Raw genomic sequence first — 24,163 nt, forward strand, 5'->3', positions numbered from 1 at the left:
AAAACCTTGAAAACAAAAACGGCGCAGCCCCTTTCAGGTACTGCGCCGTTTTCTGCTATTTAAATAGCGACTTGTTTGGTGCGGACGGAGAGACTCGAACTCTCACACCTTGCGGCGCTGGAACCTAAATCCAGTGTGTCTACCAATTCCACCACATCCGCCAAGCTTTTAAAGCAAAGGCGCCAGACCGTTAAATCTGGCGCCTTTCTAGAATATGGGGTGGACGATGGGGATCGAACCCACGACAACGGGAGTCACAATCCCGTGCTCTACCAACTGAGCTACGCCCACCATATTGCCTTACTGCGTTACTTGTGCCAAAGCTGCCTAATGGCGCACCCGGCAGGACTCGAACCTGCGACCATCCGCTTAGAAGGCGGATGCTCTATCCAGCTGAGCTACGGGCGCCTTTTTAATCTGTATTCTTTGACGATTACAAACTAAGTGCTTTCAGTTTTGCCGAATTGAAACTGCCAACTCCGCTCAACCTTCTTAACCAGTGCTAGGCTGTGCCCGACAAGTGCGACGAATCTTATAGACGACCCGAAAGGCCGTCAACTCTTTTCTAAAAAAAATTCATTTAATTAAAGGGGTTAGGGGAATTTGCAGACCAAGCGCCTTTGCCCTCACGCCCTGGCATGCGAGAATGCGCTCTCTTTTTTTCCCCTCTCGATGGTTAACCACGCGCAATGACTGCACAACTTATCGACGGCAAATCGATCGCCGCCAGCCTGCGCCAGCAGATCGCCCAACGCGTCACCGAGCGTCGCCAGCAAGGCTTGCGCACGCCTGGTCTCGCGGTGATCCTGGTCGGCAGCGATCCTGCCTCTCAGGTTTATGTCTCGCACAAGCGTAAAGACTGTGAAGAGGTCGGCTTCCTCTCCCAAGCCTACGACCTGCCTTCCGAAACCACCCAGCAAGCGTTGGCCGATCTGATCGATCGCCTTAACGATGACCCGAACATCGACGGGGTCCTGCTTCAGTTACCCCTGCCTGAACACCTCGACGCCTCCCGCCTGCTGGAGCGCATCCGCCCGGACAAGGACGTCGACGGTTTCCACCCTTATAACGTCGGTCGCCTGGCCCAGCGCATCCCGCTGCTGCGCCCCTGCACGCCCAAAGGGATCATGACACTGCTGGAAAGCACTGGCGTTGACCTTTATGGCCTCGACGCGGTGGTGGTGGGTGCATCCAACATCGTTGGTCGGCCGATGGCCATGGAGCTGCTGCTGGCAGGCTGCACGGTCACTGTGACCCACCGGTTCACCAAGGACCTGGCTGGCCATGTCGGGCGCGCCGACCTGGTGGTTGTGGCTGCCGGCAAGCCCGGGCTGGTGAAGGGCGAATGGATCAAGGAAGGCGCAATCGTCATTGACGTGGGCATCAACCGCCAGGACGACGGCAAGCTGGTGGGCGATGTGGTGTACGAGACCGCCCTGCCCCGCGCGAGCTGGATCACTCCGGTACCAGGCGGTGTGGGCCCGATGACCCGCGCCTGCCTGCTGGAGAACACGCTGTACGCCGCAGAGACGCTGCATAGCTGATACGTTCACCCGCACCGCAAGTCATGCAAGCCCTGTGGGAGCGATCCTGCTCGCTCCCACAGGTGCATTTATCCCCCTGCATTAAACTTTATTTATGCACCCGTCCCCACGGCACAGGCATGTAGCGCCGTTGTCACCCATACTCCTAAAATGCAGCGCTTTTTTTAAAACCGTTGCTCAACGGTACCTTCAATACTATCGAGTCTACTCGCGTGAAAATCCGTCTTTCGATCCTCAGCCTGTTCTTCGCTTTCTCGGGCGCTCTTATCACGCAGGATGTCAACGCACAGGAAACCATCGCGACCCCACGAGACACGTCAAAACTGCAGGTGGCCTCGGGCAGCGCGATGCTGTTGGACCTGCAGACGGATAAAGTCGTTTATTCCAGCAACCCGGACGTCGTAGTGCCGATCGCTTCGGTCACGAAACTCATGACCGGGCTGATCGTGCTGGATGCCAAGCAGAACCTGAATGAGTACATCCCGATCACCATCGCCAATACGCCGGAGATGAAAGGTGTGTTTTCCAGGGTCAAGCTCAACAGCGAGCTGTCGCGCCGCGACGTGCTGCTGATTGCCCTGATGTCTTCGGAGAACCGCGCCGCCGCCACCCTCGCCCATCATTACCCGGGCGGTTACGCGGCCTTTATCGCCGCGATGAACGCCAAGGCCAAGGCGCTGGGGATGACCAGCACCCATTACGTCGAGCCTACCGGCCTGTCGATCCATAACGTGTCCACTGCCAGGGACCTGACGAAACTGCTGATCGCCGCGCGCAAGTACCCGTTGCTCAGTGAGCTGAGCACTACCAAGGAAAAGACCGTCACGTTCCGCAAACCGGTCTACAGCCTGGGCTTTCGCAATACCGATCATCTGATCCACAGGGGCAACTGGGATATTCAGCTGACCAAGACCGGCTTCACCAACCAGGCCGGACATTGCCTGGTGCTGGTAACCCGGATGGGCAATCGTCCGATGGCGCTGGTCATCCTGGACGCCTTCGGCAAATACACACATTTCGCTGATGCCAGCCGAATTCGCAGCTGGGTTGAAACCGGCAAGAGTACCCGTGCTCCGGCCGTGGCCCTGCAGTACAAGGCCGCGAAAAATCTCAAGAGCCGCCAGAGCGGCGTGGTGGAAGCCTCTCAATAAGCGCTCGTTAAATAAATCGACAGCCCCGATCATTCGGGGCTGTTTGCGTTCAGGGCTTGAGCTTGCCCAGCGGATCATAGGCCTTGGAAGATGGCGGATCCTGCTCGCGTTTCTCGTCCCGTGGGGCCTTGGCCGGCCCTATCGGGTCAACTTGCGGGTCATCGAGGTCCGGCGAATCCGGATCGAATCCCAAGTCGTCATCGGCGGACGAGTGCTCGGATGAATGGGGCCCCGTGGGTGTTTTCGACTGTGCCATACCTGCCTCCTCGAATCAGGGCCCGGACAATGGACCCTGACGATAAGAGCCTCGGGAGAGTCAGGTCGTGCCCGGCAAGTGACGAACGGGGCAGATCATCAATGCGCCGTATCCAGGGCCTTGATGGCCCGCGCCGCCGCCTGCTCCCGTCCTGCCCCGGCCAGTTCGTCGGCGGCCTTCAGCCAACGCTGCGAGTCGACGTTGGCAGGAAGCTGCGTCGGGCGCTGGAGCAATACGGCCCAGCCCCCCGCATCCTTGAAAGCCGATTCGAACCCACTGAAGCTCATCGACAGCCGCCGGTTCATGCCCGAGCGCAGCAAGACCGTCTGCTTCTGCCGGTCATAACCGGCAAGAATCGCGTATCGGGGCCCGGACCAGAAGGCGGCGCCTTCGGTGTAACGCAGCAACACCGGGTTACCCGCCCCGACCTGCGTCAGCAGCGCGTCCAGCCGGCTGTCGAGCGGATACACCACCAACCCGTATTCACGCGCCGCCGTCTGCATATTCTGCTGCAGTTTGGCTTCGCCGCCCGGTAGATGCAGTGGCTTCTCCAGCAACCCCGGCGTGATCACCGTACCTTGCAACGTCAGCAGGGCGGCCAGTGACTGCGGAGCGCCCTGGTAGAGATCTCCCCGATAGAACGGCACGCCGTTGAGCTCCACCCGTTCGGGCAGGCGCTGGATCTGCGGCGACACGCTGCCTGCGCAACCGACCAGGGCGACAAGGCAAGCAGTGGCCAATACCAGTGATCGAAAAGAGGGAATGACCGGCAACATGATGACTCTCTATTTCAGATACCCGATGTTCGGGTCGGGTTGGGGCCGTCGATCATAAAGCGCCCACCGGTCCGGGTATAGCCTGAACTGCAGTTGCGACGCCGCGATAGAACCAACTGTTGCGTGGCCGAGCGCCTCGATCGACTGCCTGCAACACTTGAACGACTAGACTGTCAATTGAACTGAGTGTGTTGCCCCGGACCGGGGCAGAGGGAGGCCCTGATGAGCCTGACGACGACTATTGTGATGCTGATATTCGGCTGGCTGAGTGTAGCGACCGCCATGCTCTGGGGGGTGCTGCGGATCACCCGCCGCCATCATCATGTGACACCGGCGCAAACGCAGAAAAACACAAAAACCACAAGGCGCCCCGCCACCGCGCACTGATTCCCCACCAAAAAAACCGCCCGGGCCTGAACCCGGGCGGCTTCTTCCTGCCTGTTATCAGGCCTCGTGACCCAACGCCTTTTGCCGGGCGCGACGGGCCATCATGTTCAGCACTTCAATCGCGGCAGAGAACGCCATGGCGGCGTAGACGTAGCCCTTGGGCACATGGGCACCGAAACCTTCAGCAATCAGCGTCATGCCGATCATGATCAGGAAGCCCAGGGCCAGCATGACCACCGTCGGGTTGTCATGGATGAACTTGGCCAGCGGCTCGGCTGCCAGCAGCATCACCAGTACCGAGACCACCACGGCAATGATCATGATCGGCAAGTGCTCGGTCATGCCCACAGCCGTGATAATGCTGTCGATGGAGAACACCAGGTCCAGCATCAGGATCTGACCGATCGCGGCGGCAAATCCGAGGGTCACGCCAGATGTGGCTGTCTTGGGATCATCCGGCGCGGGGTCCATGCTGTGATGGATCTCGGTCGTCGCCTTCCACAGCAGGAACAGACCACCGGCGATCAGGATCATGTCCTTCCAGGAGAACGCCTGGCCCAGGATCTCGATGACCGGCTCGGTCAACTGCACAATGAACGCGATAGTGCTCAGCAAGCCCAGGCGCAGGATCAACGCCATGCCGATACCGATCCGACGTGCCTTGGCACGATGTTGTTCGGGCAGCTTGTTGGTCAGGATCGAAATGAAGATCAGGTTATCGATGCCGAGCACGATTTCCATGACGACGAGGGTCGCCAGGGCGATCCAGGCGGTGGGGCTGGCGACAAGTTGTAAAAGATAATCCATGGGTCAGTCCTGACTCGATATGACGGGGTTAGAGGGTTTGGGTGGAAGGCTTGGATTCGTCGGCGTCGGGCGCCGGTTCTTTCTCGGGGCTGATCAAACCGCCCGTTGCCTCGCTCAACGCTTTCTCGGCAGCCTTGTGGGTGTCATCGATCGCTTTTTTGGCGGTTTCGACCGCTTGTTCCTTCAATTGCTCGGCCAAGTGCTGAGCGCTTTTTTCGGCCTGTTCGCAACCTGACAATGTCAGGACCGACACAGCCAGCAAGGCAGCAAGCCCCAAGGTTTTGTATGTCATGGATAAAATGCCTCTCGAAATGGACAGAGCGCGAAGATGGCTCACCAATGGCTCAGCATTCTAGGGACGTGGATACTTCAGGAAAATTCGTATTTTCAGCGGTTATACTTCGTTTTTTACGAACCGAAGTCATTCCATGCTCAATTACCGACAACTGCATTACTTTTGGGTAGTGGCCAAGACCGGCAGCATCGTGCGGGCCTGCGAGCAACTGAACCTGACCCCACAAACCATCAGCGGGCAGATCTCCCTGTTCGAGCAGACGTATAACATCAAATTGTTTCGTCGCGTCGGACGCCAACTGGAGCTGACGGAAGCCGGACGCCAGACGCTGCCCTACGCCGAACATATGTTTCAGTTGGGTGGCGAACTGGAGCTCATGCTGCGGGCCCAACCCAATGAACAACAGACACTGTTCCGGGTCGGCGTGGCAGATGTGGTGCCCAAATCCATCGTCTATCGGTTGCTGGCGCCCACCATGGAGCTGAGCGAGCCCCTGCGCATCACCTGCCGCGAAGACAAACTCGAACGGCTGCTGGCCGACCTGGCGATCCAACGCCTGGACCTGGTGATTTCCGACAGCCCGATGCCGACTCACCTGGACATCAAGGGCTACAGTCAGAAGCTGGGAGAATGCGGTATCAGTTTCTTCGCCACCGCCGCGCTGGCCGAGCATTACGGGCAGGATTTCCCCCGCAGCCTGCATGACGCGCCGCTGCTGATTCCCGGCCCGGAAACCGTGGTGCGCAGTCGCCTGCAACGCTGGTTCGCCGAACAGCAGATCCAGCCACGCATCGTCGGCGAGTTCGACGACAGCGCATTGATGCAGGCCTTCGGTCAGTCAGGCAGCGGGATCTTCATCGGCCCGAGCGTGATTGCCGATGAGGTCAAACGCCAGTACGGCGTGCGGGAAATCGGCCAGACCGACGCGGTGAGCGAGTCGTTCTATGCCATTTCCGTGGAACGCAAAGTCAGCCATCCGGGGATTGTCGCCATTGCCGAAGGGGCGCGGCGCGAGCTGTTCAGCGCTTAGGCTCTGTTTGAAAAGTCTTGAGACGAAGGTCAGGCAAGGCGAAAACCGGCGAGGAAGCGGAGTTTACTGGAGTAAATGAGCATTCCGAGCCGGTTTTCAACGCAGCATGAACGAGTATCAAGGCTTTTCAGACAGAGCCTAACGGCCTGCGCAAGTGGTGCGAGGCTTAAACGTCATCAACAGCATCGCCAGCAGGATCGACACCAGGATGAATCCGGCCGCCGCGAATCCGACACTGCCCAGGCCCAGGGTGTCGATGACCCGCCCGCCAATCATCGCCCCCAGGCCAATCCCCAGGTTGGCACCCGCGATGTTCAAAGAGGCAGCGAAAGCCGGCGCCTCGGGGGCGGCCTTCATCAGGCGCACATGGCTGACCAGGAACAGGGCAGCCTGGGTCACGCCCCAGATCCCCATCGCCGCAGCTAGGCCCAGGGCTGAATGAATGCTCGGCACCAGCGCCACCATGCCGCCGATCATGAACAGGCAGAACACCATCGACGCGATCAGCGGATGCCGGTCCACCGCACGACCACCCAGCGAGTTGCCCACCAATCCCACAGCGCCGAAGCCCATGAGGCACCAACCTACCAACGTGCCATCGAACCCGGCCAGACGCTCGAGGATATCGGCCAGATAGGTGTAGGCGGTGAACATGCCACTGAACACCAGGATCGACAACAGCACGTGTCCCTGCATCAACGGGCTGCGCAGGATCTTGAACTGCGAACGCAAACTCACCTGCTGCAGGTGCAGGGCGGTCTTTGGCAAGTAGATGAACAGTAACAACGCCTTGGCAAACGCAATGACTGCCAGGATCGCAAAAGCGCTGCGCCAGCCGAACGCATCAGAAATCAGCGTGCCCACCGGAATGCCGAACACCGTGGCGCAGACGATGCCGAAGCCGATCCGGGCAATGGCGCGCCCGGCGTATTGTGGCCCGACAATGTTCACCGCCGTTTCACTCGCCAACGCCCAGAACACTGGCAAGCCCAGCGCCGGAATCAACCGGGCAATGGCCATGACCCAGATATCCGGGGCAACGGCCGCCAATGTGTTGGCCAGGCCGAACATCATCAGTACGCTGATGAACAGCCTGCGCCGCTCGAAACGGGCGAACCAGGCTGTCAGGAACGGCCCGAACGCTGCCACCGTAAACGCGAACAACGTCACCAGTAACCCGGCTTGGGGGATGCTGACGTCCAGGTCACGGGCGATGGAAGGCAGCAAGCCGACGATGATGAATTCCGTGGTCAGTACCGTGAAGCCGGCGGCCGACAACAGGAAAATGGGTAACAACATGCATGACTCCGGCAAAACAACGACACCAGCGTGAACCCAAGGGCCCGCTGGAGGAATAGAGAAGTGAGAGGTTCAAAGCCTAACAGAATGTACGTGGCAGACAAACGCCGATTGAAACATGGGTGGCGGATCGTCACAGGTCCGTCAGATTCTTCAGCGGGCTGTGCTAAAGTCCGCGCCCCGCAACTGTTGTACCGCTTCCGGTCCCGCTCATGTGGCCTGCCCGCTTGTCGCCCTGATCGTCGACCGTTACTCAAAAAAACAAACGGATGGTCGTTATGACTGCTTTATCCCCTTCCCTGTTGCAACGCTTGAAACGCACCAGCCTGGTGACACAGATCATCATTGGTCTGATTGCCGGTATTGCCCTGGCCTGGCTCGCGCCCGACGTGGCGAAGTCCACGGCCTTCATTGGCAAGGTCTTCGTGTCCGCTCTCAAGGCGGTGGCTCCCATCCTAGTGTTCGTGCTGGTCATGGCGTCGATCGCCAACCACAAGCACGGCCAGGAAACCCATATCCGCCCGATCCTGTTCCTGTACCTGCTGGGGACCTTTGCGGCAGCCGTGGTGGCGGTCGTGGCCAGCACACTGTTTCCGTCCAGCCTGGTGCTGTCCACCCAGGACGTCGCTGTCACTGCTCCCGGCGGCATCGGCGAAGTGTTGCAGAGCCTGCTGCTCAGCGTCGTGGACAATCCCGTCCGGGCACTGATGGAGGGCAACTTCATCGGTATCCTGGCCTGGGCCATTGGCATGGGCATCGCCATTCGCCATGCCGGCCAGACCACCCGCAACGTGCTGGAGGATCTCTCCAATGGCGTAACGGTAATCGTGCGTCTGGTAATCAGCTTCGCACCGCTGGGGATCTTCGGCCTAGTGGCCTCGACCCTCGCCACCTCCGGCTTCAGTGCCCTGCTCGGCTACCTGCAACTGCTGACTGTGCTGATCGGTTGCATGTTGTTCGTCGCCCTGGTGGTCAACCCGCTCATCGTGTTCTGGAAACTGCGTCGCAACCCCTTCCCCCTGGTGTTTACCTGCCTGCGCGAGAGCGGCATCACCGCATTCTTCACCCGCAGCTCGGCGGCGAATATCCCGGTGAACCTGGAACTGAGCAAACGCCTGGGTCTGCACGAAGACACGTACTCGGTCTCGATCCCGCTGGGCGCCACCATCAACATGGCCGGCGCCGCCATCACCATTACCGTACTGACCCTGGCGGCGGTACATACCCTGGGTATCGTCGTGGACGTGCCGACTGCGGTACTGCTGAGCGTCGTCGCGGCCATTTGCGCCTGTGGCGCGTCTGGAGTGGCCGGCGGATCGCTGCTGCTGATTCCTCTGGCGTGCAGCCTGTTCGGCATTCCCAGCGAGATCGCCATGCAGGTGGTAGCCGTAGGCTTCATCATTGGCGTATTGCAGGACTCGGCGGAAACGGCGCTGAACTCGTCCACTGACGTGCTGTTCACGGCGGCGGCTTGTCTGGGTGAGGAAGAGAAGCTCGCGCGTACGGCATAAGACGCGGTCGGCTGTACGGGCCTCATCGCGAGCAGGCTCGCTCCCACATGGCTCTGGAGTGGTCCCAGGACATACATCCACCCTGGATCTTTGGGAGCGAGCCTGCTCGCGATAGCGGCGGCACGTTCAGCAACGATCCAACAGGCAAAAAAAGCCCGGAACGGCCCACACCGTCCCGGGCTTTTTTACATCGGCAGGTTTAGAACGCGCCCATGTAGTCGCGCTTGCCGATTTCCACGCCGTTGTGGCGCAGCAGCGCATAAGTGGTAGTGACATGGAAGAAGAACTGCGGCAGGCCGTAGGTCAGCAGGTAGTTCTGGCCGGTGAAACGCTTTTCCTTGGGCGTGCCCGGACGGGTCACGATTTCGATGTTTTCCTTGCCGTCGATCTGCTCGGGACGAATGCCGTCGATAAAGGCGAGGACCTTGGTGATCAAGGCTTGCAACTCGGCGAAAGTGGTTTCGCTGTCGTCATATTTCGGCACATCGATTTCGGCCAGCCGCGCGGAAACGCCTTTGGCGAAATCCACGGCGATCTGCACCTGGCGCACCAGCGGGAACATGTCTGGGTACAAGCGAGCTTGCAGGAAGGCGTTCGGGTCGATGCTTTTCGCGCTGGCGTGGGCTTCGGCCTTGTTCAGCACATCGCTCAGGGCGTTGAGCATCTGCTTGAAAACCGGGATGGAAGCGGCGTACAGGGAAATAGTCATGGCGATCTCATGCAGGTGATGGAAAAGAGGTTCATCGAACGTGGGCGATTATAGACACGGCGTTGAGCGGCTTGTCTTTTATCACGCAAGGATTACGCTAGGCGGCTTCATAGCATAGGGGACGCGCGATGGGCATCGAAGAACAAGGCCAGGCTGAAGAAGCACGGCTCAACAGCACGGAAATCCGCATCCTGGGATCACTGGTTGAAAAACAGGCGACCAACCCGGAAACCTATCCCCTGACACTCAACGCCCTGGTTCTGGCCTGCAATCAGAAGACCAGCCGCGAACCGGTGATGAACCTGACGCCCGGCCAGGTTGGTCAAAGCCTGCGGGCCCTTGAAGGCCGCGGTTTTACCCGGTTGGTGATGGGCAGCCGCGCCGACCGCTGGGAACACCGGGTCGACAAGGCTCTTGAACTGGTGCCGGCCCAGGTGGTCCTGATGGGGCTACTGTTCCTGCGTGGCCCTCAAACGATCAATGAGCTGCTGACCCGCAGCGGCCGGATGCACGACTTCGAAGACACCGAACAGGTGCTGCATCAACTGGAACGCCTGATCGCCCGCGGTCTGGCCCTGCTGGTGCCGCGTCAGGCCGGTCAGCGGGAAGACCGCTACGTCCATGCCCTGGGCGATCCGGCGGACATCGAGGCGATCCTCGCTGCCCGACAGCATCCGGTGGAACGCGGCACCGGCAGCGGCGTGTCGCTGGAGCGTATCGAAGAGCTCGAAGCCCGCATCGCGGCGCTGGAAGAGCGGCTGGCCCGATTGGAATAGCGCCCCTACACGGCCCGGGCGAAGGCCACGGCTTTCTCGAACTGTTCCAGGCTCGGTCGTACACCGGTGTAGAGCACGAATTGCTCCAGGGCCTGGATCGCAACGACTTCCAGCCCGGTGATGACACGCTTGCCTTCAGCCCGAGCCCGCACGATCAGTGGCGTTTCCGACGGGATCGCCACGACATCGAACACCGTCTGCGCCGCCTCGATGGCGTCCGGCGCGAACGCCAGCTCGCTGGCCTCCGGGCCGCCGGTCATGCCAATGGGCGTGACATTGATCAACATCCGGGGCCGTTGTTCGCCCAGTTCGCTTTGCCACTCATAGCCCAGGGACTCGGCCAGGGCGCGACCGGCGGCTTCATTGCGAGCGACGATCAGGCCCTTCTTGTAGCCGCCATCGCGCAGGGCGCTGGCCACTGCCTTGGCCATGCCCCCGCTGCCACGCAGTGCGAAGGTCGAGTCCTTCGGCACGGCATGGGTTTGCAGCAACTGGGCGATGGCAATGTAGTCGGTGTTATAGGCCTTCAGGTGACCGTCGGTGTTGACGATGGTGTTGATGGACTGGATCGCGGCAGCGGAAGCGTCCAGCTCATCGACCAAGGGAATACAGGCCTCTTTGAAAGGCATCGACACCCCGCACCCGCGAATGCCCAGCGCGCGGATTCCCCTGACCGCACCGGGCAGGTCCTGGCTGCTGAAAGCCTTGTAGTAAAAGTTCAGGCCCAACTGCTCGTACAGGTGATTATGAAAGCGCAGGCCGAAGTTTCCGGGACGTCCCGACAGGGACATGCATAGCTGGGTGTCTTTGTTGTGTTTGAATTGCATGTTGGTTCCTTGCGTTCACTTTCGGACAAACGGATGACCGTCTCGTTGGACCTTACACAATATTTACCCAACGGCGTTGCAGATCCTGAGAAAATCGTTGTCAGAGCAAGTATCCCGGCGACCAATCATCGGGTCTGCTACAGACCACAGTTGCCGGGGCCGAAACGAGGAACCACCATGAATCGTAAACTCCCCATCATCGCCCTGCTCATGGGGGCACTCGCGGTCACCGGCCAGGCATCCGCCCATGGTCGCGGTGGTTGGGAGGGGCCCGCAGTGTTTGGTGCAATCGTCGGCTCGGCGATTGTCGGCTCGGCGATCATCAACCGTGACCGGCCGGTCTATGTGCAGCAACCGGTCTACGTGCAGCCACAACCGGTCTATGTACAACAACCTCCGCCGGTTTATTACGCGCCACCGCCGGTGTACATCGAGCGACCTGTCTACTATCGCCCGGCGCCCGTGTATTACGGGCCACCACGGGGCTATTACTATGGCCCGCCCCGTGGTCACTACGGTCGCTGGTAAGCGATCCGGAACAAAAAACAGCCTGCCGTCAGTGACCGCAGGCTGTTTTTTTATGGGGCAAGCAACCGATATCAGACATGCTCGCTGCTTTTGAGCCTTGCTGTGCCATGTTCCGCAGTCGGATGGGCAGGCTCCGCCACCACCGGAATCTCGTTGCCATCGCAGTCATGCAACTTGCCGTCGCTGAAATAGTCCCCTTCGCGCAACGCCGCCAGGTCCTGGTAGCGCAACACCCGCTCGGTGCCGGCGGCGAAGACTGACTGCTGGTCGGAATTACCGGCGGTAAGGTGGTTGAACGCCAGGTTCAATACGATCGCCATGATGGCCGAGGAACTGATCCCTGAATGGAAAATGGTGGCGAACCAGCTCGGGAAGTGATCGTAGAAGTTTGGCGCGGCGATGGGAATCATGCCAAAGCCGATGGAGGTGGCGACAATGATCAGGTTCACGTTGTTGCGGTAATCGACCTTCGACAGGGTACGAATGCCACTGGCGGCGACGGTGCCGAACAGCACGATACCGGCACCGCCCAGCACCGAGGTCGGCACTGCAGCGATCACCCGTCCCATGAACGGCAACAGCCCGAGCACCACCAGAAACAGCCCGCCGGTCGCCACCACATAGCGGCTCTTGATTCCGGTGACTGCCACCAGCCCGACGTTCTGGGCAAAGGCGCTTTGGGTGAACGAGCCGAAAATCGGCGCGATCATGCTCGACAGCATGTCCGCCCTCAGGCCATTGCCCAGGCGCCGGGAATCGACCTTGGTGTCAATGATCTCGCCCACCGCCAGGATATCGGCGGAAGTTTCCACCAAAGTCACCATGATTACGATGCACATCGACAGAATCGCCGCGATGTGGAAGGTTGGCATGCCAAAGTGGAACGGCGTGGGGAAGCCAAACATCGGCCCTTCGTTGACGGCGGAAAAATCAGCCATGCCAAGGAACACCGCTATCACCGTACCAATCACCATGGCCAGCAGGATCGACAACCGGGAAATGGTCGCGCTGCCCATCTTGCTGAGCAACAGCACCAGCACCAGCGTGACGGCGGCCAGGCCGATGTTCGCCATGCTGCCGAAATCAGCCGCGTGACTGTTGCCGCCCATCGCCCAGCGTGCCGCCACCGGCATCAGTGTCAGGCCGATGGTGGTAATCACGATGCCTGTGACCAACGGCGGAAAGAACCGGGTGATTCGCGAAAATACCGGAGTAATCAGCAAGCCAATCAAGGATGCGGCGATCACCGCGCCCAGGATGGCCTGGAATCCGCCCTCCCCGCCGGTCCCGACGATCGCCACCATGGTCGCGACGCCGGAGAACGACACGCCTTGTACCAAGGGTAACTGGCAGCCAAAAAACGGCAGGCCCAGGGTCTGCAGCAAGGTCGCCAGCCCTCCCGCGAACAATGACGCCGCAATCAACAGACCGATGTCCGCCGACGACAGCCCGGCCGCCTGCCCGATGATCAAAGGCACGGCGACGATGCCACCGTACATGGTCAACACATGTTGCAGGCCATAAGCCATATTCGCGCCGACGCCAAGGTTTTCGTCCTCGGGCCGTGGGAGTGAAACATGGGGCGTTTTCATGATTCGGGGGTTCCCTGTTTTTTGTTATGGGCACACTGTATTCAAAACTCAGGACAAATGTCCAGATAGTTGTATACAACTTTTAAGCCGCATCATGACCAAAGGGTCATCGCATCCGCAAAAAACATCCACTCCGTTTTCAGAGAAGCCCCGCCAGTACAGGGCGCAACAGTTCTCGTGGCGGCACGCGCAGCCCGAATTCACTTTCCAGCACATCGATCAGTTCATCGGCATCGGTGATCTCCCGCCGCTCGCTCTCCTGCCCCAACCGATGCAAGGCGTAGCTGTTGCCATTGAGGGTCTTGCGCAGGCCATCACCGGTGCGGGACACCATTAATCGCCCCATGAATGGAGAGTCGGGGTGGCTACTGACATACCAATTGCCCACGATGTAGTCGATGTCTTCCTGGCGTTGCAGGTCGAACAGGTACATCGGTCGCCATTCCCCCGTCACGTTGGCCCGCAGGAGGTAGCCGTCTGGATGATCTTCAATACGGTACGGCTCGTGGGGAGTGGCCTGGATGTCGCGACTGTCCAGTAGCAAAGGGCCGGTAGGCACCATGCCGCCAAAGCCGACATCAGTGATATAGCGCACGCCATCCAGCGTCACCAGGCTGAGACGATGGGTGCGGGCGGGCCAGGCCCCTTCGGGAGCGGTCATCACCACCCGTCCGGTGATGCCGCGGGCATCGAAGCCCAGTGCCTGCAACAACGCCAGGAATAATTGATTGAGTTCGTAACAGTAACCGCCACGTCCTTGATCGAGGATTTTTCGCTCCACCGATTCGAGATCGATAGGCACCGGCTGACGCAGTAGCGTCGAGAGTGTTTCGAAGGGGAATTCGGCCGTGTGGCGCCATTGAAGCTTGCGCAAGGTGTCGAGGGTCGGCGCCGGGGGCGCGTCGAAGCCCAGGCGTTTGAGATAACGGCCCGTATCGCTCAGTCGTGGGGTGTCCATGAGGGTGTCCTTTCCTGGTCCAGCGCAGGCCTACAGTAAGCCAGCTGCTGTCGGCAGCAGGTATAAGGCATTGTTCCGGCGACGACAATAACCCGTTCAGCGCCGCTTGCGCGAAGCCAGCCGGATCCAGGTAGGCGCATGATCGCTGGGATGAGGCTGGTTCCTGACCCAGGCGTCCACGCCCGCCTCGCTCAAATAAGGGCTCGCCGCCGGGTTGAGCAGCAGGTGATCGATACGCAGCCCCGAATTTTTCTGCCAATGCTGACGGAAATAGTCCCAGAAGGTGTAGATCCGCTCCTGCGGATACAGATGACGCAACGCATCCGTCCATCCCTGATCGAGCAGCCGTTGATAGCACTCGCGGCTTTCGGGCTGCAACAGCGCATCCTTGAGCCAGGAGCGCGGGTTGTAAATGTCCATGTCGGTGGGCACCACATTGTAATCACCGGCGAGTACCACCGGATGTTCGCTGGCCTGTAAATCTTGGGCGTAGTCGATCAGCCGTTCGAACCATGCCAGCTTGTAGTCGAACTTCGGGCCTGGCTGCGGGTTGCCGTTGGGCAGGTAGAGGCACCCCACCAGGACGCCATGCACAGCGGCCTCCAGATAACGGCTGTGACTGTCGTCATCTGCGCCGGGCAGGCCACGACGGCTCTCCAGCGGCTGCGCATCACGGGCCAGGATCGCGACGCCATTCCACGACGCCTGGCCATGCCAGATCGATCCGTACCCCACCGACTCCAGCTCCGCCGCCGGGAAATCCTTGTCGGCTGCCTTGAGCTCCTGCAGACAGACAATGTCTGGGCCCTCTCGCTCCAGCCATTCCAGCAGGTTGGGCAACCGGGCCCGGATGCCGTTGATATTAAAGGTCGCGATACGCAGATTTTTCATGGACCGGAACTCGAAATGCCAGGACACTCACCTGTGACCGATAAAAAACCGCAGTGGTTGCAACGGCTTTCAGGAGCTCGATGAAGGTCGATCGCTATCCAGCAGGCGCGCGAACGCGGCCTTATCGATTGGACGACTGAGGAAATAACCCTGAACCTCATGGCATTGGTCCGATCCCAGCGAACCGAGCTGGGCCAGGGTTTCCACCCCTTCGGCCGTGACGGTCAGGCCCATCGCCTTGCCCAGATTGATGATCGCCTGCACCACCGCCCGATCGTTGCTGCTGTTGCTCATGGATGCAATGAAGCGCTTGTCGATCTTGATGCCGTCGAACGGATAAGTTCGCAGGTAACCGAGCGACGAATAACCGGTGCCGAAATCGTCCATGTTCAAACGTACGCCCAGTTCCTTCAGGGCGTTCATGACCTGGAGGGCTCCGTCCACATCGTTGAGCATCACGTTCTCGGTAATTTCGAGTTCCAGGCGACTGGCCGGGAAATGGGTTTCGATCAGCACCTGGCGCACGTCCTCGACGACGTTGCTGCGCTCGAATTGCGCGGGCGAGAGATTGACCGAGACCATCAGATCCCCCGGCCAGGTCAGCGCGGTTTCGCAAGCCTCGCGCAGCACCCAGCGCGAAAGCGGAACGATGAGGTCGGTTTGTTCGGCCAAGGGAATGAAGGCATCCGGGCCCAGCAAGCCCTGGGTCGGATGCTGCCAACGCACCAGCGACTCGACGGCAACGATTTCGCGACCATCGACCTTGTAGCGAGGCTGGAAATGCAGGACGAATTCGTTTTTCCTGAGAGCCTGGCGCAGATCGCTTTCCAACTGGCGTCGGTGCTGGATCTGATCGTTCATTTGTGGCGCAAAGTAGCACCAGGTTTTCTTGCCCTCGGACTTTGCCTGATACATGGCAATGTCAGCGCAACGGATCAATTCTCCGGGAATATAGCCTTGGCGACGGCTCACCGCGATGCCGATGCTGGCGCCGATGTGCAGGGCGTGGGTCTCGTAGTGGATCGGTTGCTGCAAGCTGTTGATCAGTCGCTCGCAGAATCGGTCGATCTCGGTGGTGTTTTCCATTCCGCTGAGCACCACGACGAACTCATCGCCTCCCAACCGTGCCACCAGGTCCTGGTCACGGGTGCTGTCGCGCAGCCGTTGCGCCACCTCCAGCAGCACCGCATCGCCCGCCGGGTGGCCGAGGGAGTCGTTGATCGGCTTGAAATTGTCCAGGTCCACCACCAGCAGGGTCAAGGGTGCGGAATGCTCCTTGGCGAGCAGCGCATCATCCAGGTACCGCGCCAGTTTGTTGCGGTTCGGCAGGCCGGTCAGCGCATCGTGCAATGACAAATGCTGGACCTGGGCATGAGCTGCCACCTCATCGGTGATGTCGCTGGCAGTACCTCGATACCCTGCCGTCTCTCCCTTGTCCAGGATCGGTCGCGCCGATACCCGACAAAAGCGCAATTGCCCGGAATGGTCGCGGTAGGAGCAACGCAGGTTGCTGACGTTATGTTCCTCCGTCAGATTGCTCAGCCATAGGGCAATCGGTGTCGTGTCGCAGAACAACAGCTGTTCGATGTCTTGCCCCAGCCACTGCCGGTCGGAAAACCCCGTGACCGCATTGAAGCGTCCCGATAAGTAAGTGATGCGGCGCTGGCTGTCGATCTCCCAAATCCAATCGGATGCCGCCTCGGCCACAGCGCGGAAACGTTCTTCACTGGCTTCCAGAGCCCGGGTCGACTTTTCCAGGCTGTCATGGCTGGCATCCACATGCCGGGCCGCGCGCATGGCATAGCGGAAAAACCAGGCGGTAAGCAGCGCCAGGATCAACAGTGCCCCACCCAGCGGCGGGATCAGGGACCAGAGCAATTGCCGGCCCGGCCGTTCGAGCCGGGACACCAGGCTGTAGCCGGTACTGTCCAGCGGCACCGCCGGCTGGCCTGGTTCAAGTGCCGTGTCCTGTTTGAGATTCAGATCGATGAGGCCATAGCTCTTGCCCAGTTTGCGCAGCTTGACGGGCGTCAGTTGATCGACAAATAACAGGATCGACGCTCCCCTGGGATCGATCCGTGGACGCTCGTCGTTGGGCACGATCACCGCCGCGGTGACGATGGCTGGCCAGCCTTCGAACAAGGTATAGCGGATCTGGGGCATGGTCAGGTCGGCTTGCCCCTGGAGCTGTTCCACCAGCTCCTTCAATGGCATTTCCATGTAAGCCGACACGTCGGCCTGGAGAGGCTGCCCTCGTATCAAGGCGTACTTGGTGCGCTCGCGATCAATGACGAACACGCCTTCGTATTCGTCATTGGTAAACAGTGTCCTGCCCATGTTCTGGTCGGCGTAGGCCCATTGCACATCCACCTCGCCATTGAGATGTTCATAGGCTGTGGTCCAAAAGGCATAGCTGGTGATGTAGTTTTTGGAGGCGGTGATGCGGTTCTGGACGGCGCGCTCGGTGTAGAAATGTGTTTTGCGCACATCCTCGGTGTCCAGATCGCCCGCGATCTCGAATAACGCCGCTGCCGTCAGCAGCACGCCGAGGACAAACAGTCCTGCCACCGCGGCCACCAGGCGACGGGTAATGGGGGTATGGCGCGTGGTGTTTGAAAGCGTATCGGCAGAAGTGTCCATTCATCTGTTCCTGGGCTTCGACGCTTGCTTCGATGTGCAGTTGACCGTTGCCCGCCGTCGATGACTCCCACGAACTCAACGATCGGAGCGCTCCAGCACATCTCGCCCGTCTTCCGTCGGCCACACCGCCACGCGATTGCGACCGCTGTGCTTGGCCTGGTAAAGGGCGGCATCCGCCCTCTGGATGAAGACCTCGGTGCTGTCGAGGCTGCTCGGCACAAAAGCATAGCAGCCCAGGCTCACCGTCAGGTAACCGGTCGGGGAACCAGCGTGTGTGATGTGCTTTTCGATCAGGTTGCTGCGGATTTGCTCGGCCAGCGTCACGGCGCCCTGCAGGTTGGTATCGGGAAGCAATACCGCGAACTCCTCTCCACCGTAGCGCACCGCCAGGTCCGCCTTGCGATGACAGCAACCCTTGAGCACTTGCGCCACCTCCGCCAGACAATGATCCCCGGCCACGTGCCCATAGGTATCGTTGTAACGTTTGAAGAAGTCGATATCGAGCAAAATCAGGCTGAGCGAACTGCGCTGGCGGGCGCCCCGGCCGAACTCGATGTCCAGGGCCCGCTCGAACAACCGCCGATTCGCCAGCCCCGTCAAGCTGTCGTGAGTAGCGATCAATCGCAAGGTTTCCTGGGCCTTGCGCAGATCGGCCTCAATCCGCTCGCTGTTACGCACCTGTCGTACGAAGACCCAACCGAACAGACAAATGCCGATCACCACCAGGGCCACGATCAGAGTGGATTGAAAGGCCTTGGCATACCAGCCCGCCAGGATCGACTGCTTGGACATCGCCACGGAGACCATCAACGGATAGGCCTGCAAATGTTGATGATCGTATAGCCGGACGACACCGTCGGTGGTGGAGCGGATCATCGCCCGGTGAGGCTCCTTTTCCTGCGGGTCATGCCGGAAAAGACGTTCCTGGGCCAGGAAACGGCCGATCATCGCCTCATCGAATGGCCGGCGGGCCAACAGCGTTCCATCGGACAAGGTGAGGACCATCTCGCCCTTGTCGTCGAGGTTGAAGCTTTTGAAGAATCTATCGAAGTACGACATCTTGATCCCAGCCATCAGCACGCCCTGGAAGTTGCCGTCCTGATCATTCAGGCGTCGGGATATGGGGATGATCCAATCGCCATTTTGCCGGCTGCGGATCGCCGGCCCGATATGGGCGATCAGGGAGGCATTCTGCTGATGGAAGGTGAAGTATTCCCGGTCCGCCACACCGTTTCCCCTCTTCAGATGATCGAAGGAGGTAACGACCCAGTGTCCGTGCTTGTCGAACAGAAACAGGCCATGCAACTGTTCCAGCGATAGCGCGCGCCGGGCAAAGACTTTCTGCAGACGCGGTTGCGTCGCCGGTCCGAATCCCTCGGCCTGGATCCAGTCCGTCAGGCTGTCCAACACCAGGTCGGCCTGCCGAAACGTATCCTGGGCCTGCTGGGCCATGGCCCAGGTCAGGTTGGCCGAGGCGATGCTTGCCGCTTCGAGGTCGTGCCGACGAGACTGCTCCAGTTGCAGGTACAGCAAACCGCACAGGCACAAGCAGACGGCCGCGATAAAGGCCACCGCTGCCTTTAGCAGCGGCAGACGCTTCAGGGCACCGCCAGGAGCATGGAGCGGATCATGGATGGGGATTGGCAAGCGAAGTCCTGGGGAGGGCAAAAACATGAGCAAATCGCTCAAAGCCCTCAATATCCGTGAGCTTAGCCTACCGCTTGTAGGGCGGCAATTTGCCGTCGTGACGAAGACGATGGATGGCCTGATTGGATCCAAACCAGACCCCGCGTCGACACGCAGCCCCCGCGGGAATCACCGTACCGGCGGTACGCGGATCTCCCCTGCCCGACATTGCGTCCTGACACCCTTGCCGCATGCGCTGAAACTCAGGTCCTTGTCCATGCACACCCGCACTTCCGACAATTGCGGGCCACTGCAAATAACGGCGATTCCTTTATCCGGGATACCTGGATTGCTCTGTCGAAACAACCGGGCAATCTCCTCGGCTTCAAAATAATAGGAGGAATTGAGTGGCTGCAATTGCGGTGGAATCTTCACCGCATCGAGTGCCTTGTCGGAGGCTTGCAGATAGCCCATGGCGCCCAGACCACTGCACGTGCCGTGCTTGGACCATTCATGCTCCAGCAGCTTTGGCGTAGGGAACAGTGTCAGTCCCTTTGCCCTCTCGGCGGCCGTCAACGACACCCTCGGCTCGCAGGATTGCGGCCATCCCCCCTTGGCATATTGCGGCCAGAGACCGTGGAGCACGAAGCCGTAGCCTTTGCCGGAGCATTGCGTATCGTTTTGGTGAGTCAGGCAGAAGGTCGGTGACCAGGACAACGACAGGACGTAGTAATCGAACACGCCCGCGACGGATTCCGCCCGTGCGTTGCGCGACTCACGGGCATTGCCCGTACCGATGAAACCTGACGTAAGCGCAAGTAATACAACAATCATTAAACGGTGTTTCATTGACCCACTCCTTGGGCTGCATTGGAAATAACCATGACGACGTTCCGGGCGGTGATTGTTCCAGGGCTGTGTTTCAACCCCATGAAGGGACGTGTTATTTACAGGTAAACCTCGCCTGGGGCTATCCAAATTGCGTTACGCCCCATAACGTAGTTCGTCCTTGGCCCTCAGGCATCCCAACGCCCATGAATAAACTGCCTAACCCCGTCGATGGTCCCTCGGCTGTCAGCCTGCGCGAAGCTTTCCGGTTCTGGCTCAAGCTGGGCTTTATCAGTTTTGGTGGGCCGGCGGGGCAGATTTCGATCATGCATCAGGAACTGGTGGAACGTCGGCGCTGGATTTCCGAGCGGCGTTTCCTGCATGCCCTGAATTACTGCATGCTGCTGCCGGGACCCGAGGCGCAACAATTGGCGACCTATCTGGGTTGGCTGATGCACCGCGGCTGGGGTGGGGTCATCGCCGGGGCACTGTTCGTGTTGCCTTCGCTGTTCATCCTCATCACCTTGTCCTGGTTGTATGTCGCCTTTGGCGAAGTCCCGGTGGTGGCGGGAATCTTCTACGGCATCAAGCCGGCCGTGACGGCGATCGTGGTGCATGCTGCCCACCGCATAGGCTCCCGCGCGCTCAAGAACAATTGGCTGTGGGCAATCGCCGCGGCGTCGTTTACCGCCATATTCGCGTTCAATCTGCCCTTCCCGCTGATTGTTCTGAGTGCCGCTGTGATCGGTTACCTGGGCGGTCGCTGGGTCCCGGAAAAATTCAGCCTGGGCGGTCACGACACGAGCCATCGCTCCTATGGCCCGGCCTTGATCGACGACGACACTCCGACCCCGGACCATGCACGGTTCAGCGCCCTCAGGCTCATTCGCCTGGCGGTCATCGGCGCCCTGCTATGGGCGTTACCGATGGGCCTGCTGACCGTGGTGTTCGGCTGGGAAGGCACGTTTACACAAATGGCCTGGTTCTTCACCAAGGCCGCGCTGCTAACCTTCGGCGGCGCCTACGCGGTTTTGCCCTATGTGTATCAGGGCGCTGTCGCACACTTCGGCTGGCTGACGCCGACCCAGATGATCGACGGCCTGGCGCTCGGGGAAACCACGCCCGGCCCGTTGATCATGGTGGTGGCGTTCGTCGGTTTCGTCGGTGGATACGTGATGCAGGTGTTTGGCCCCGAGCAGGCTTTCCTCGCCGGCGCCGTCGCGGCCACCCTGGTGACCTGGTTCACCTTCCTGCCTTCCTTCCTGTTTATCCTGGCCGGCGGTCCGCTGGTAGAGTCGACTCACAACGCGTTGAAATTTACCGCACCGCTGACGGCCATTACCGCGGCCGTGGTCGGCGTGATCCTTAACCTCGCCTGTTTCTTCGGTTATCACGTACTGTGGCCCAATGGATTTGCGGGGGCACTGGATTGGCCATCGGCAGTCATCGCCCTGGCGGCGGCCGTTGCCCTGTTTCGCTACAAGCGTGGGGTGATTCAGGTGTTGGTGGCGTGCGGGTTGGCCGGGATGGCGGTGCATTTGTTGCGCTAGGCCCTGCAGACGAGTTGGGGCCGCCGCCAATAAAATTGAACACCCTATCCTACCTGCGACCTAATCAGGTTCATGGCCCTGCCACGCCCTCTCGCAAAACGGCAAGGGCCCGAACCAGAACAGCAATGGCGCAACCGGACGAGCACAACGCCGCGCACGGTTCCATTGCCTGGCGCAGGTGAACGACCCCATGGATTCAAACGCCCTCCCGTTCTTTACCGACACCCAACTGCTGGGAATCTCCGTTGCCAACTGGCTGCTCGCCTTCGGGGTGATGACGGCGAGTTTCATCATCGCCAGGGCAGGCGTCGGCTTTCTGCTCAGAAACGTGCGGACCCGGGCGCAAAAGCCCAACGCCCACGTCAGTCACATTGCTGTCGAGGTGCTGTCCAGCACCAGTAATACCTTGTTGCTGTTGGCTTCGATACTCATCGGGGTCGGCGTCCTGGACCTGCCGGAGCGTTGGCTGGGCCGGGTCAGCAGCCTTTGGTTCGTGGTGGCGGCCCTACAGGTGGGGCTGTGGGCGAACCGCGCCATTGCGCTCACTCTGCTGCACTATTTCGCCCGCCACAGTCACAGCGAAATTCATCAGAAAAGTGCCTTGGCAACCCTGAGCCTGTGGGGCGCGAAAGTGTTTCTCTGGGCCGTGGTGCTGCTGGCCATGCTCTCCAACCTGGGCGTGAACATCACCGCGTTCGTCGCCAGCCTCGGGGTCGGCGGTATCGCGGTAGCGCTCGCCGTGCAAAACATCCTCGGCGACCTGTTCGCCTCGCTGTCGATTGCCGTGGACAAACCGTTCGAAGTCGGTGACTTCATCGTCGTCGGCACGCTGGCCGGCACCGTCGAGCATGTTGGTCTTAAAACCACCCGGATCCGCAGCCTGAGCGGCGAGCAGATCGTGATGGCCAACGCGCAGATGATCAATGTCACCATCCAGAACTACAAACGGCTTCAGGAACGACGCATCGTCTTCGAATTCGCCCTGCCCCACGACTGCTCCATCGACCAGATCAAGCAAGTGCCGGCCATTGTGGAACGCATCATCAAGGCCCAGGACAAAACCCGCTTCGACCGCTCTCACTTCCGCGGTTTTGGCGAAAGCGCACTGGAATTCGAAACGGTGTACATCGTGCTGGACCCCAGCTACAACGTCTACATGGACGTCCAGCAGGCGATCAACCTGGGCATGATGGAAGCCTTTGCCAAGATCGGCGTACGGTTTGCGCTGCCGGCGCGGACGGTGCATGTGGCTTCGTTGCCGGAGATGTCCGAGCGACTGCCTGGGAAAAACACCGACAGGACATCCATGCGAGCTGAACCTTCCTATCAGGCGCAACATTGATCTTGTCGGGCTCTCCATGATCCAGCGCAACGCGAGTTCAATCACTCATCAGCTAAGCTCACCCCATCACCACGACAGGGAATCGACATGAGCAAGGCAGACGAGCTAGCGGCCAAACTGAGGCAGACCCAGAGAACCCGCGCCGACACCGACACCTGCGCCGACCTGGCCATCGAGCACTGGCCCGCCCAGGTCTATGAGCTGTATCGCCAGATCGAAACCTGGCTGGCGCCGGTCTGCGAGGCCGGGCTGCATATCCGGCGCAACCCCACCCATGTGTTCGAAAGTCATCCCAACGGTTCGACGTACAACTACGCCATCGACCAACTGGTGATGGAAGGCAACCGACGTCGTATCGAACTCGACCCGATCGCCCGCTTTTCCAGCCGAGGCGAAGGTTGTATCGAGGTGCATATGAAGGGACAGGCTCGCTGCATCCTGCGAACCATCGGCGAGCATGGCGAATCGCTTTGGCACATGCAGATGACTCAACCGACCGGACAGCCACTCCCCGAGCCCCTGAAGCTGGATGAAGACGCCCTGCTCGCATTGGTAGAGGAAGGCTTGGGGCTTTAACGCACGAGGCGATCCGTCGAGGCCGCCTGCGTGGCACCGACCACCGATTCGAGCGGTTGCTCCATCTCTGGCGGCCTCAGATCCAACGCTCTCCGCCCCACCAGCAGGTTCAAGGCATTGTCGATTTCATCGGCAGCGCCTTGTGCGTGCTGGGCATGTGCCCAGCCCCAGTAGCGTTCAGACATCAAACCGCCAATTGCTTCGGCGCACAGCTTGTCGCTGCCAATACCCAACTTTCCGGCAGCGGCGATAACGGCCATGAGG

Annotated in this window: 24 protein-coding genes and 3 tRNA genes; 10 read left to right on the top strand and 17 right to left on the bottom strand. The window is 60.1% G+C overall.

Annotation, left to right across the window (positions count from 1 at the left end; all coding sequences use genetic code 11):
• Positions 1 to 76: 76 nt before the first annotated feature.
• The 3 genes from AD666_RS25195 to AD666_RS25205 all read right to left on the bottom strand — a co-directional run bounded on the left by AD666_RS25195 (position 77) and on the right by AD666_RS25205 (position 408).
• A tRNA-Leu gene (locus AD666_RS25195) sits at positions 77 to 161 on the bottom strand.
• A gap of 54 nt (positions 162 to 215) precedes the next feature.
• A tRNA-His gene (locus AD666_RS25200) sits at positions 216 to 291 on the bottom strand.
• Positions 292 to 331: 40 nt separating this feature from the next.
• A tRNA-Arg gene (locus tag AD666_RS25205) sits at positions 332 to 408 on the bottom strand.
• A 281-nt stretch (positions 409 to 689) separates the two neighbouring features.
• On the opposite strand from AD666_RS25205, the gene folD reads away from it, so the two are divergent.
• Together folD and pbpG are read left to right on the top strand one after the other, a co-directional pair.
• Entirely contained in the window at positions 690 to 1,544 is an 855-nt protein-coding gene (folD, locus tag AD666_RS25210; protein WP_053158517.1) for a bifunctional methylenetetrahydrofolate dehydrogenase/methenyltetrahydrofolate cyclohydrolase FolD, read from the top strand.
• Between the two features lie 212 nt (positions 1,545 to 1,756).
• The gene (pbpG, locus tag AD666_RS25215) at positions 1,757 to 2,695 is read left to right on the top strand and encodes a D-alanyl-D-alanine endopeptidase (protein ID WP_053158519.1); all 939 of its coding nucleotides are present in this window, start codon (positions 1,757 to 1,759) and stop codon (positions 2,693 to 2,695) included.
• 49 nt (positions 2,696 to 2,744) lie between these two features.
• Here pbpG and AD666_RS25220 read toward each other — a convergent pair whose 3' ends face one another.
• Both AD666_RS25220 and AD666_RS25225 read right to left on the bottom strand, forming a co-directional pair.
• The gene (locus AD666_RS25220) at positions 2,745 to 2,951 is read right to left on the bottom strand and encodes a DUF6021 family protein (protein ID WP_053158522.1); all 207 of its coding nucleotides are present in this window, start codon (positions 2,949 to 2,951) and stop codon (positions 2,745 to 2,747) included.
• 98 nt (positions 2,952 to 3,049) lie between these two features.
• Positions 3,050 to 3,727 carry a peptidase C39 family protein gene (locus tag AD666_RS25225; protein WP_053158525.1) on the bottom strand — a complete coding sequence of 226 codons (678 nt, stop codon included), beginning with the start codon at positions 3,725 to 3,727 and terminating at the stop codon, positions 3,050 to 3,052.
• A gap of 222 nt (positions 3,728 to 3,949) precedes the next feature.
• Here AD666_RS25225 and AD666_RS26675 point away from each other — a divergent pair, with 222 nt between their 5' ends.
• On the top strand, positions 3,950 to 4,114 hold the full coding sequence (locus tag AD666_RS26675) for a hypothetical protein (protein WP_172679670.1): 165 nt from the start codon (positions 3,950 to 3,952) through the stop codon (positions 4,112 to 4,114).
• A 57-nt stretch (positions 4,115 to 4,171) separates the two neighbouring features.
• Here AD666_RS26675 and AD666_RS25230 read toward each other — a convergent pair whose 3' ends face one another.
• Both AD666_RS25230 and AD666_RS25235 read right to left on the bottom strand, forming a co-directional pair.
• On the bottom strand, positions 4,172 to 4,921 hold the full coding sequence (locus tag AD666_RS25230) for a TerC family protein (protein WP_053158528.1): 750 nt from the start codon (positions 4,919 to 4,921) through the stop codon (positions 4,172 to 4,174).
• 28 nt (positions 4,922 to 4,949) lie between these two features.
• Positions 4,950 to 5,213 (bottom strand): hypothetical protein, encoded by a 264-nt coding sequence (locus AD666_RS25235; protein WP_053158531.1) that lies wholly within the window; start codon positions 5,211 to 5,213, stop codon positions 4,950 to 4,952.
• Positions 5,214 to 5,349: 136 nt separating this feature from the next.
• Here AD666_RS25235 and nhaR point away from each other — a divergent pair, with 136 nt between their 5' ends.
• Positions 5,350 to 6,246 (top strand): transcriptional activator NhaR, encoded by an 897-nt coding sequence (gene nhaR / locus AD666_RS25240; protein ID WP_053158534.1) that lies wholly within the window; start codon positions 5,350 to 5,352, stop codon positions 6,244 to 6,246.
• A gap of 138 nt (positions 6,247 to 6,384) precedes the next feature.
• Here nhaR and AD666_RS25245 read toward each other — a convergent pair whose 3' ends face one another.
• Positions 6,385 to 7,545, bottom strand: coding sequence for an MFS transporter (locus AD666_RS25245; protein ID WP_053158537.1), 1,161 nt, complete (start codon positions 7,543 to 7,545; stop codon positions 6,385 to 6,387).
• Positions 7,546 to 7,823: 278 nt separating this feature from the next.
• On the opposite strand from AD666_RS25245, the gene sstT reads away from it, so the two are divergent.
• Entirely contained in the window at positions 7,824 to 9,056 is a 1,233-nt protein-coding gene (gene sstT / locus AD666_RS25250) for a serine/threonine transporter SstT (protein ID WP_053158540.1), read from the top strand.
• Positions 9,057 to 9,255: 199 nt separating this feature from the next.
• On the opposite strand, the gene AD666_RS25255 is transcribed toward sstT, so the two are convergent.
• Positions 9,256 to 9,765 (bottom strand): DUF1993 family protein, encoded by a 510-nt coding sequence (locus tag AD666_RS25255; protein ID WP_053158544.1) that lies wholly within the window; start codon positions 9,763 to 9,765, stop codon positions 9,256 to 9,258.
• 128 nt (positions 9,766 to 9,893) lie between these two features.
• On the opposite strand from AD666_RS25255, the gene AD666_RS25260 reads away from it, so the two are divergent.
• Complete coding sequence (locus AD666_RS25260) at positions 9,894 to 10,541, top strand: YceH family protein (protein ID WP_053158547.1); 648 nt, start codon at positions 9,894 to 9,896, stop codon at positions 10,539 to 10,541.
• Between the two features lie 5 nt (positions 10,542 to 10,546).
• Here the strand turns inward: AD666_RS25260 and AD666_RS25265 are convergent, their stop codons facing one another.
• Positions 10,547 to 11,368: a shikimate 5-dehydrogenase gene (locus AD666_RS25265; protein WP_053158550.1), complete on the bottom strand. Its 822-nt coding sequence runs from the start codon at positions 11,366 to 11,368 to the stop codon at positions 10,547 to 10,549.
• Positions 11,369 to 11,545: 177 nt separating this feature from the next.
• Here AD666_RS25265 and AD666_RS25270 point away from each other — a divergent pair, with 177 nt between their 5' ends.
• On the top strand, positions 11,546 to 11,896 hold the full coding sequence (locus tag AD666_RS25270; protein WP_053158553.1) for a hypothetical protein: 351 nt from the start codon (positions 11,546 to 11,548) through the stop codon (positions 11,894 to 11,896).
• Positions 11,897 to 11,967: 71 nt separating this feature from the next.
• On the opposite strand, the gene AD666_RS25275 is transcribed toward AD666_RS25270, so the two are convergent.
• The 6 genes from AD666_RS25275 to AD666_RS25300 all read right to left on the bottom strand — a co-directional run bounded on the left by AD666_RS25275 (position 11,968) and on the right by AD666_RS25300 (position 20,452).
• On the bottom strand, positions 11,968 to 13,488 hold the full coding sequence (locus AD666_RS25275) for a nucleobase:cation symporter-2 family protein (RefSeq protein ID WP_053158556.1): 1,521 nt from the start codon (positions 13,486 to 13,488) through the stop codon (positions 11,968 to 11,970).
• Between the two features lie 139 nt (positions 13,489 to 13,627).
• Complete coding sequence (locus AD666_RS25280) at positions 13,628 to 14,446, bottom strand: arylamine N-acetyltransferase (protein ID WP_053158559.1); 819 nt, start codon at positions 14,444 to 14,446, stop codon at positions 13,628 to 13,630.
• Positions 14,447 to 14,542: 96 nt separating this feature from the next.
• The gene (gene xth, locus AD666_RS25285) at positions 14,543 to 15,337 is read right to left on the bottom strand and encodes an exodeoxyribonuclease III (protein ID WP_053158562.1); all 795 of its coding nucleotides are present in this window, start codon (positions 15,335 to 15,337) and stop codon (positions 14,543 to 14,545) included.
• A 69-nt stretch (positions 15,338 to 15,406) separates the two neighbouring features.
• The gene (locus AD666_RS25290) at positions 15,407 to 17,977 is read right to left on the bottom strand and encodes an EAL domain-containing protein (protein ID WP_053158565.1); all 2,571 of its coding nucleotides are present in this window, start codon (positions 17,975 to 17,977) and stop codon (positions 15,407 to 15,409) included.
• 75 nt (positions 17,978 to 18,052) lie between these two features.
• The gene (locus AD666_RS25295) at positions 18,053 to 19,624 is read right to left on the bottom strand and encodes a GGDEF domain-containing protein (RefSeq protein ID WP_053158568.1); all 1,572 of its coding nucleotides are present in this window, start codon (positions 19,622 to 19,624) and stop codon (positions 18,053 to 18,055) included.
• 168 nt (positions 19,625 to 19,792) lie between these two features.
• Positions 19,793 to 20,452 carry a ribonuclease T2 gene (locus tag AD666_RS25300; protein ID WP_053158571.1) on the bottom strand — a complete coding sequence of 220 codons (660 nt, stop codon included), beginning with the start codon at positions 20,450 to 20,452 and terminating at the stop codon, positions 19,793 to 19,795.
• Positions 20,453 to 20,637: 185 nt separating this feature from the next.
• On the opposite strand from AD666_RS25300, the gene chrA reads away from it, so the two are divergent.
• From chrA to AD666_RS25315, 3 genes are all read left to right on the top strand, one after another.
• Positions 20,638 to 21,981 carry a chromate efflux transporter gene (gene chrA / locus AD666_RS25305; RefSeq protein ID WP_053158574.1) on the top strand — a complete coding sequence of 448 codons (1,344 nt, stop codon included), beginning with the start codon at positions 20,638 to 20,640 and terminating at the stop codon, positions 21,979 to 21,981.
• A gap of 190 nt (positions 21,982 to 22,171) precedes the next feature.
• The gene (locus tag AD666_RS25310; RefSeq protein WP_053158577.1) at positions 22,172 to 23,323 is read left to right on the top strand and encodes a mechanosensitive ion channel family protein; all 1,152 of its coding nucleotides are present in this window, start codon (positions 22,172 to 22,174) and stop codon (positions 23,321 to 23,323) included.
• Between the two features lie 87 nt (positions 23,324 to 23,410).
• Entirely contained in the window at positions 23,411 to 23,899 is a 489-nt protein-coding gene (locus tag AD666_RS25315; protein ID WP_053158580.1) for a hypothetical protein, read from the top strand.
• Here the strand turns inward: AD666_RS25315 and AD666_RS26690 are convergent.
• The gene (locus AD666_RS26690) at positions 23,896 to 24,159 is read right to left on the bottom strand and encodes a hypothetical protein (RefSeq protein ID WP_053158583.1); all 264 of its coding nucleotides are present in this window, start codon (positions 24,157 to 24,159) and stop codon (positions 23,896 to 23,898) included. The genes AD666_RS25315 and AD666_RS26690 overlap by 4 nt on opposite strands.
• Positions 24,160 to 24,163 lie beyond the last annotated feature (4 nt).

Origin of the sequence: Pseudomonas sp. Pf153 (assembly GCF_001269775.1) — a bacterium.
In the GTDB taxonomy this organism is placed as follows: domain Bacteria; phylum Pseudomonadota; class Gammaproteobacteria; order Pseudomonadales; family Pseudomonadaceae; genus Aquipseudomonas; species Aquipseudomonas uvaldensis.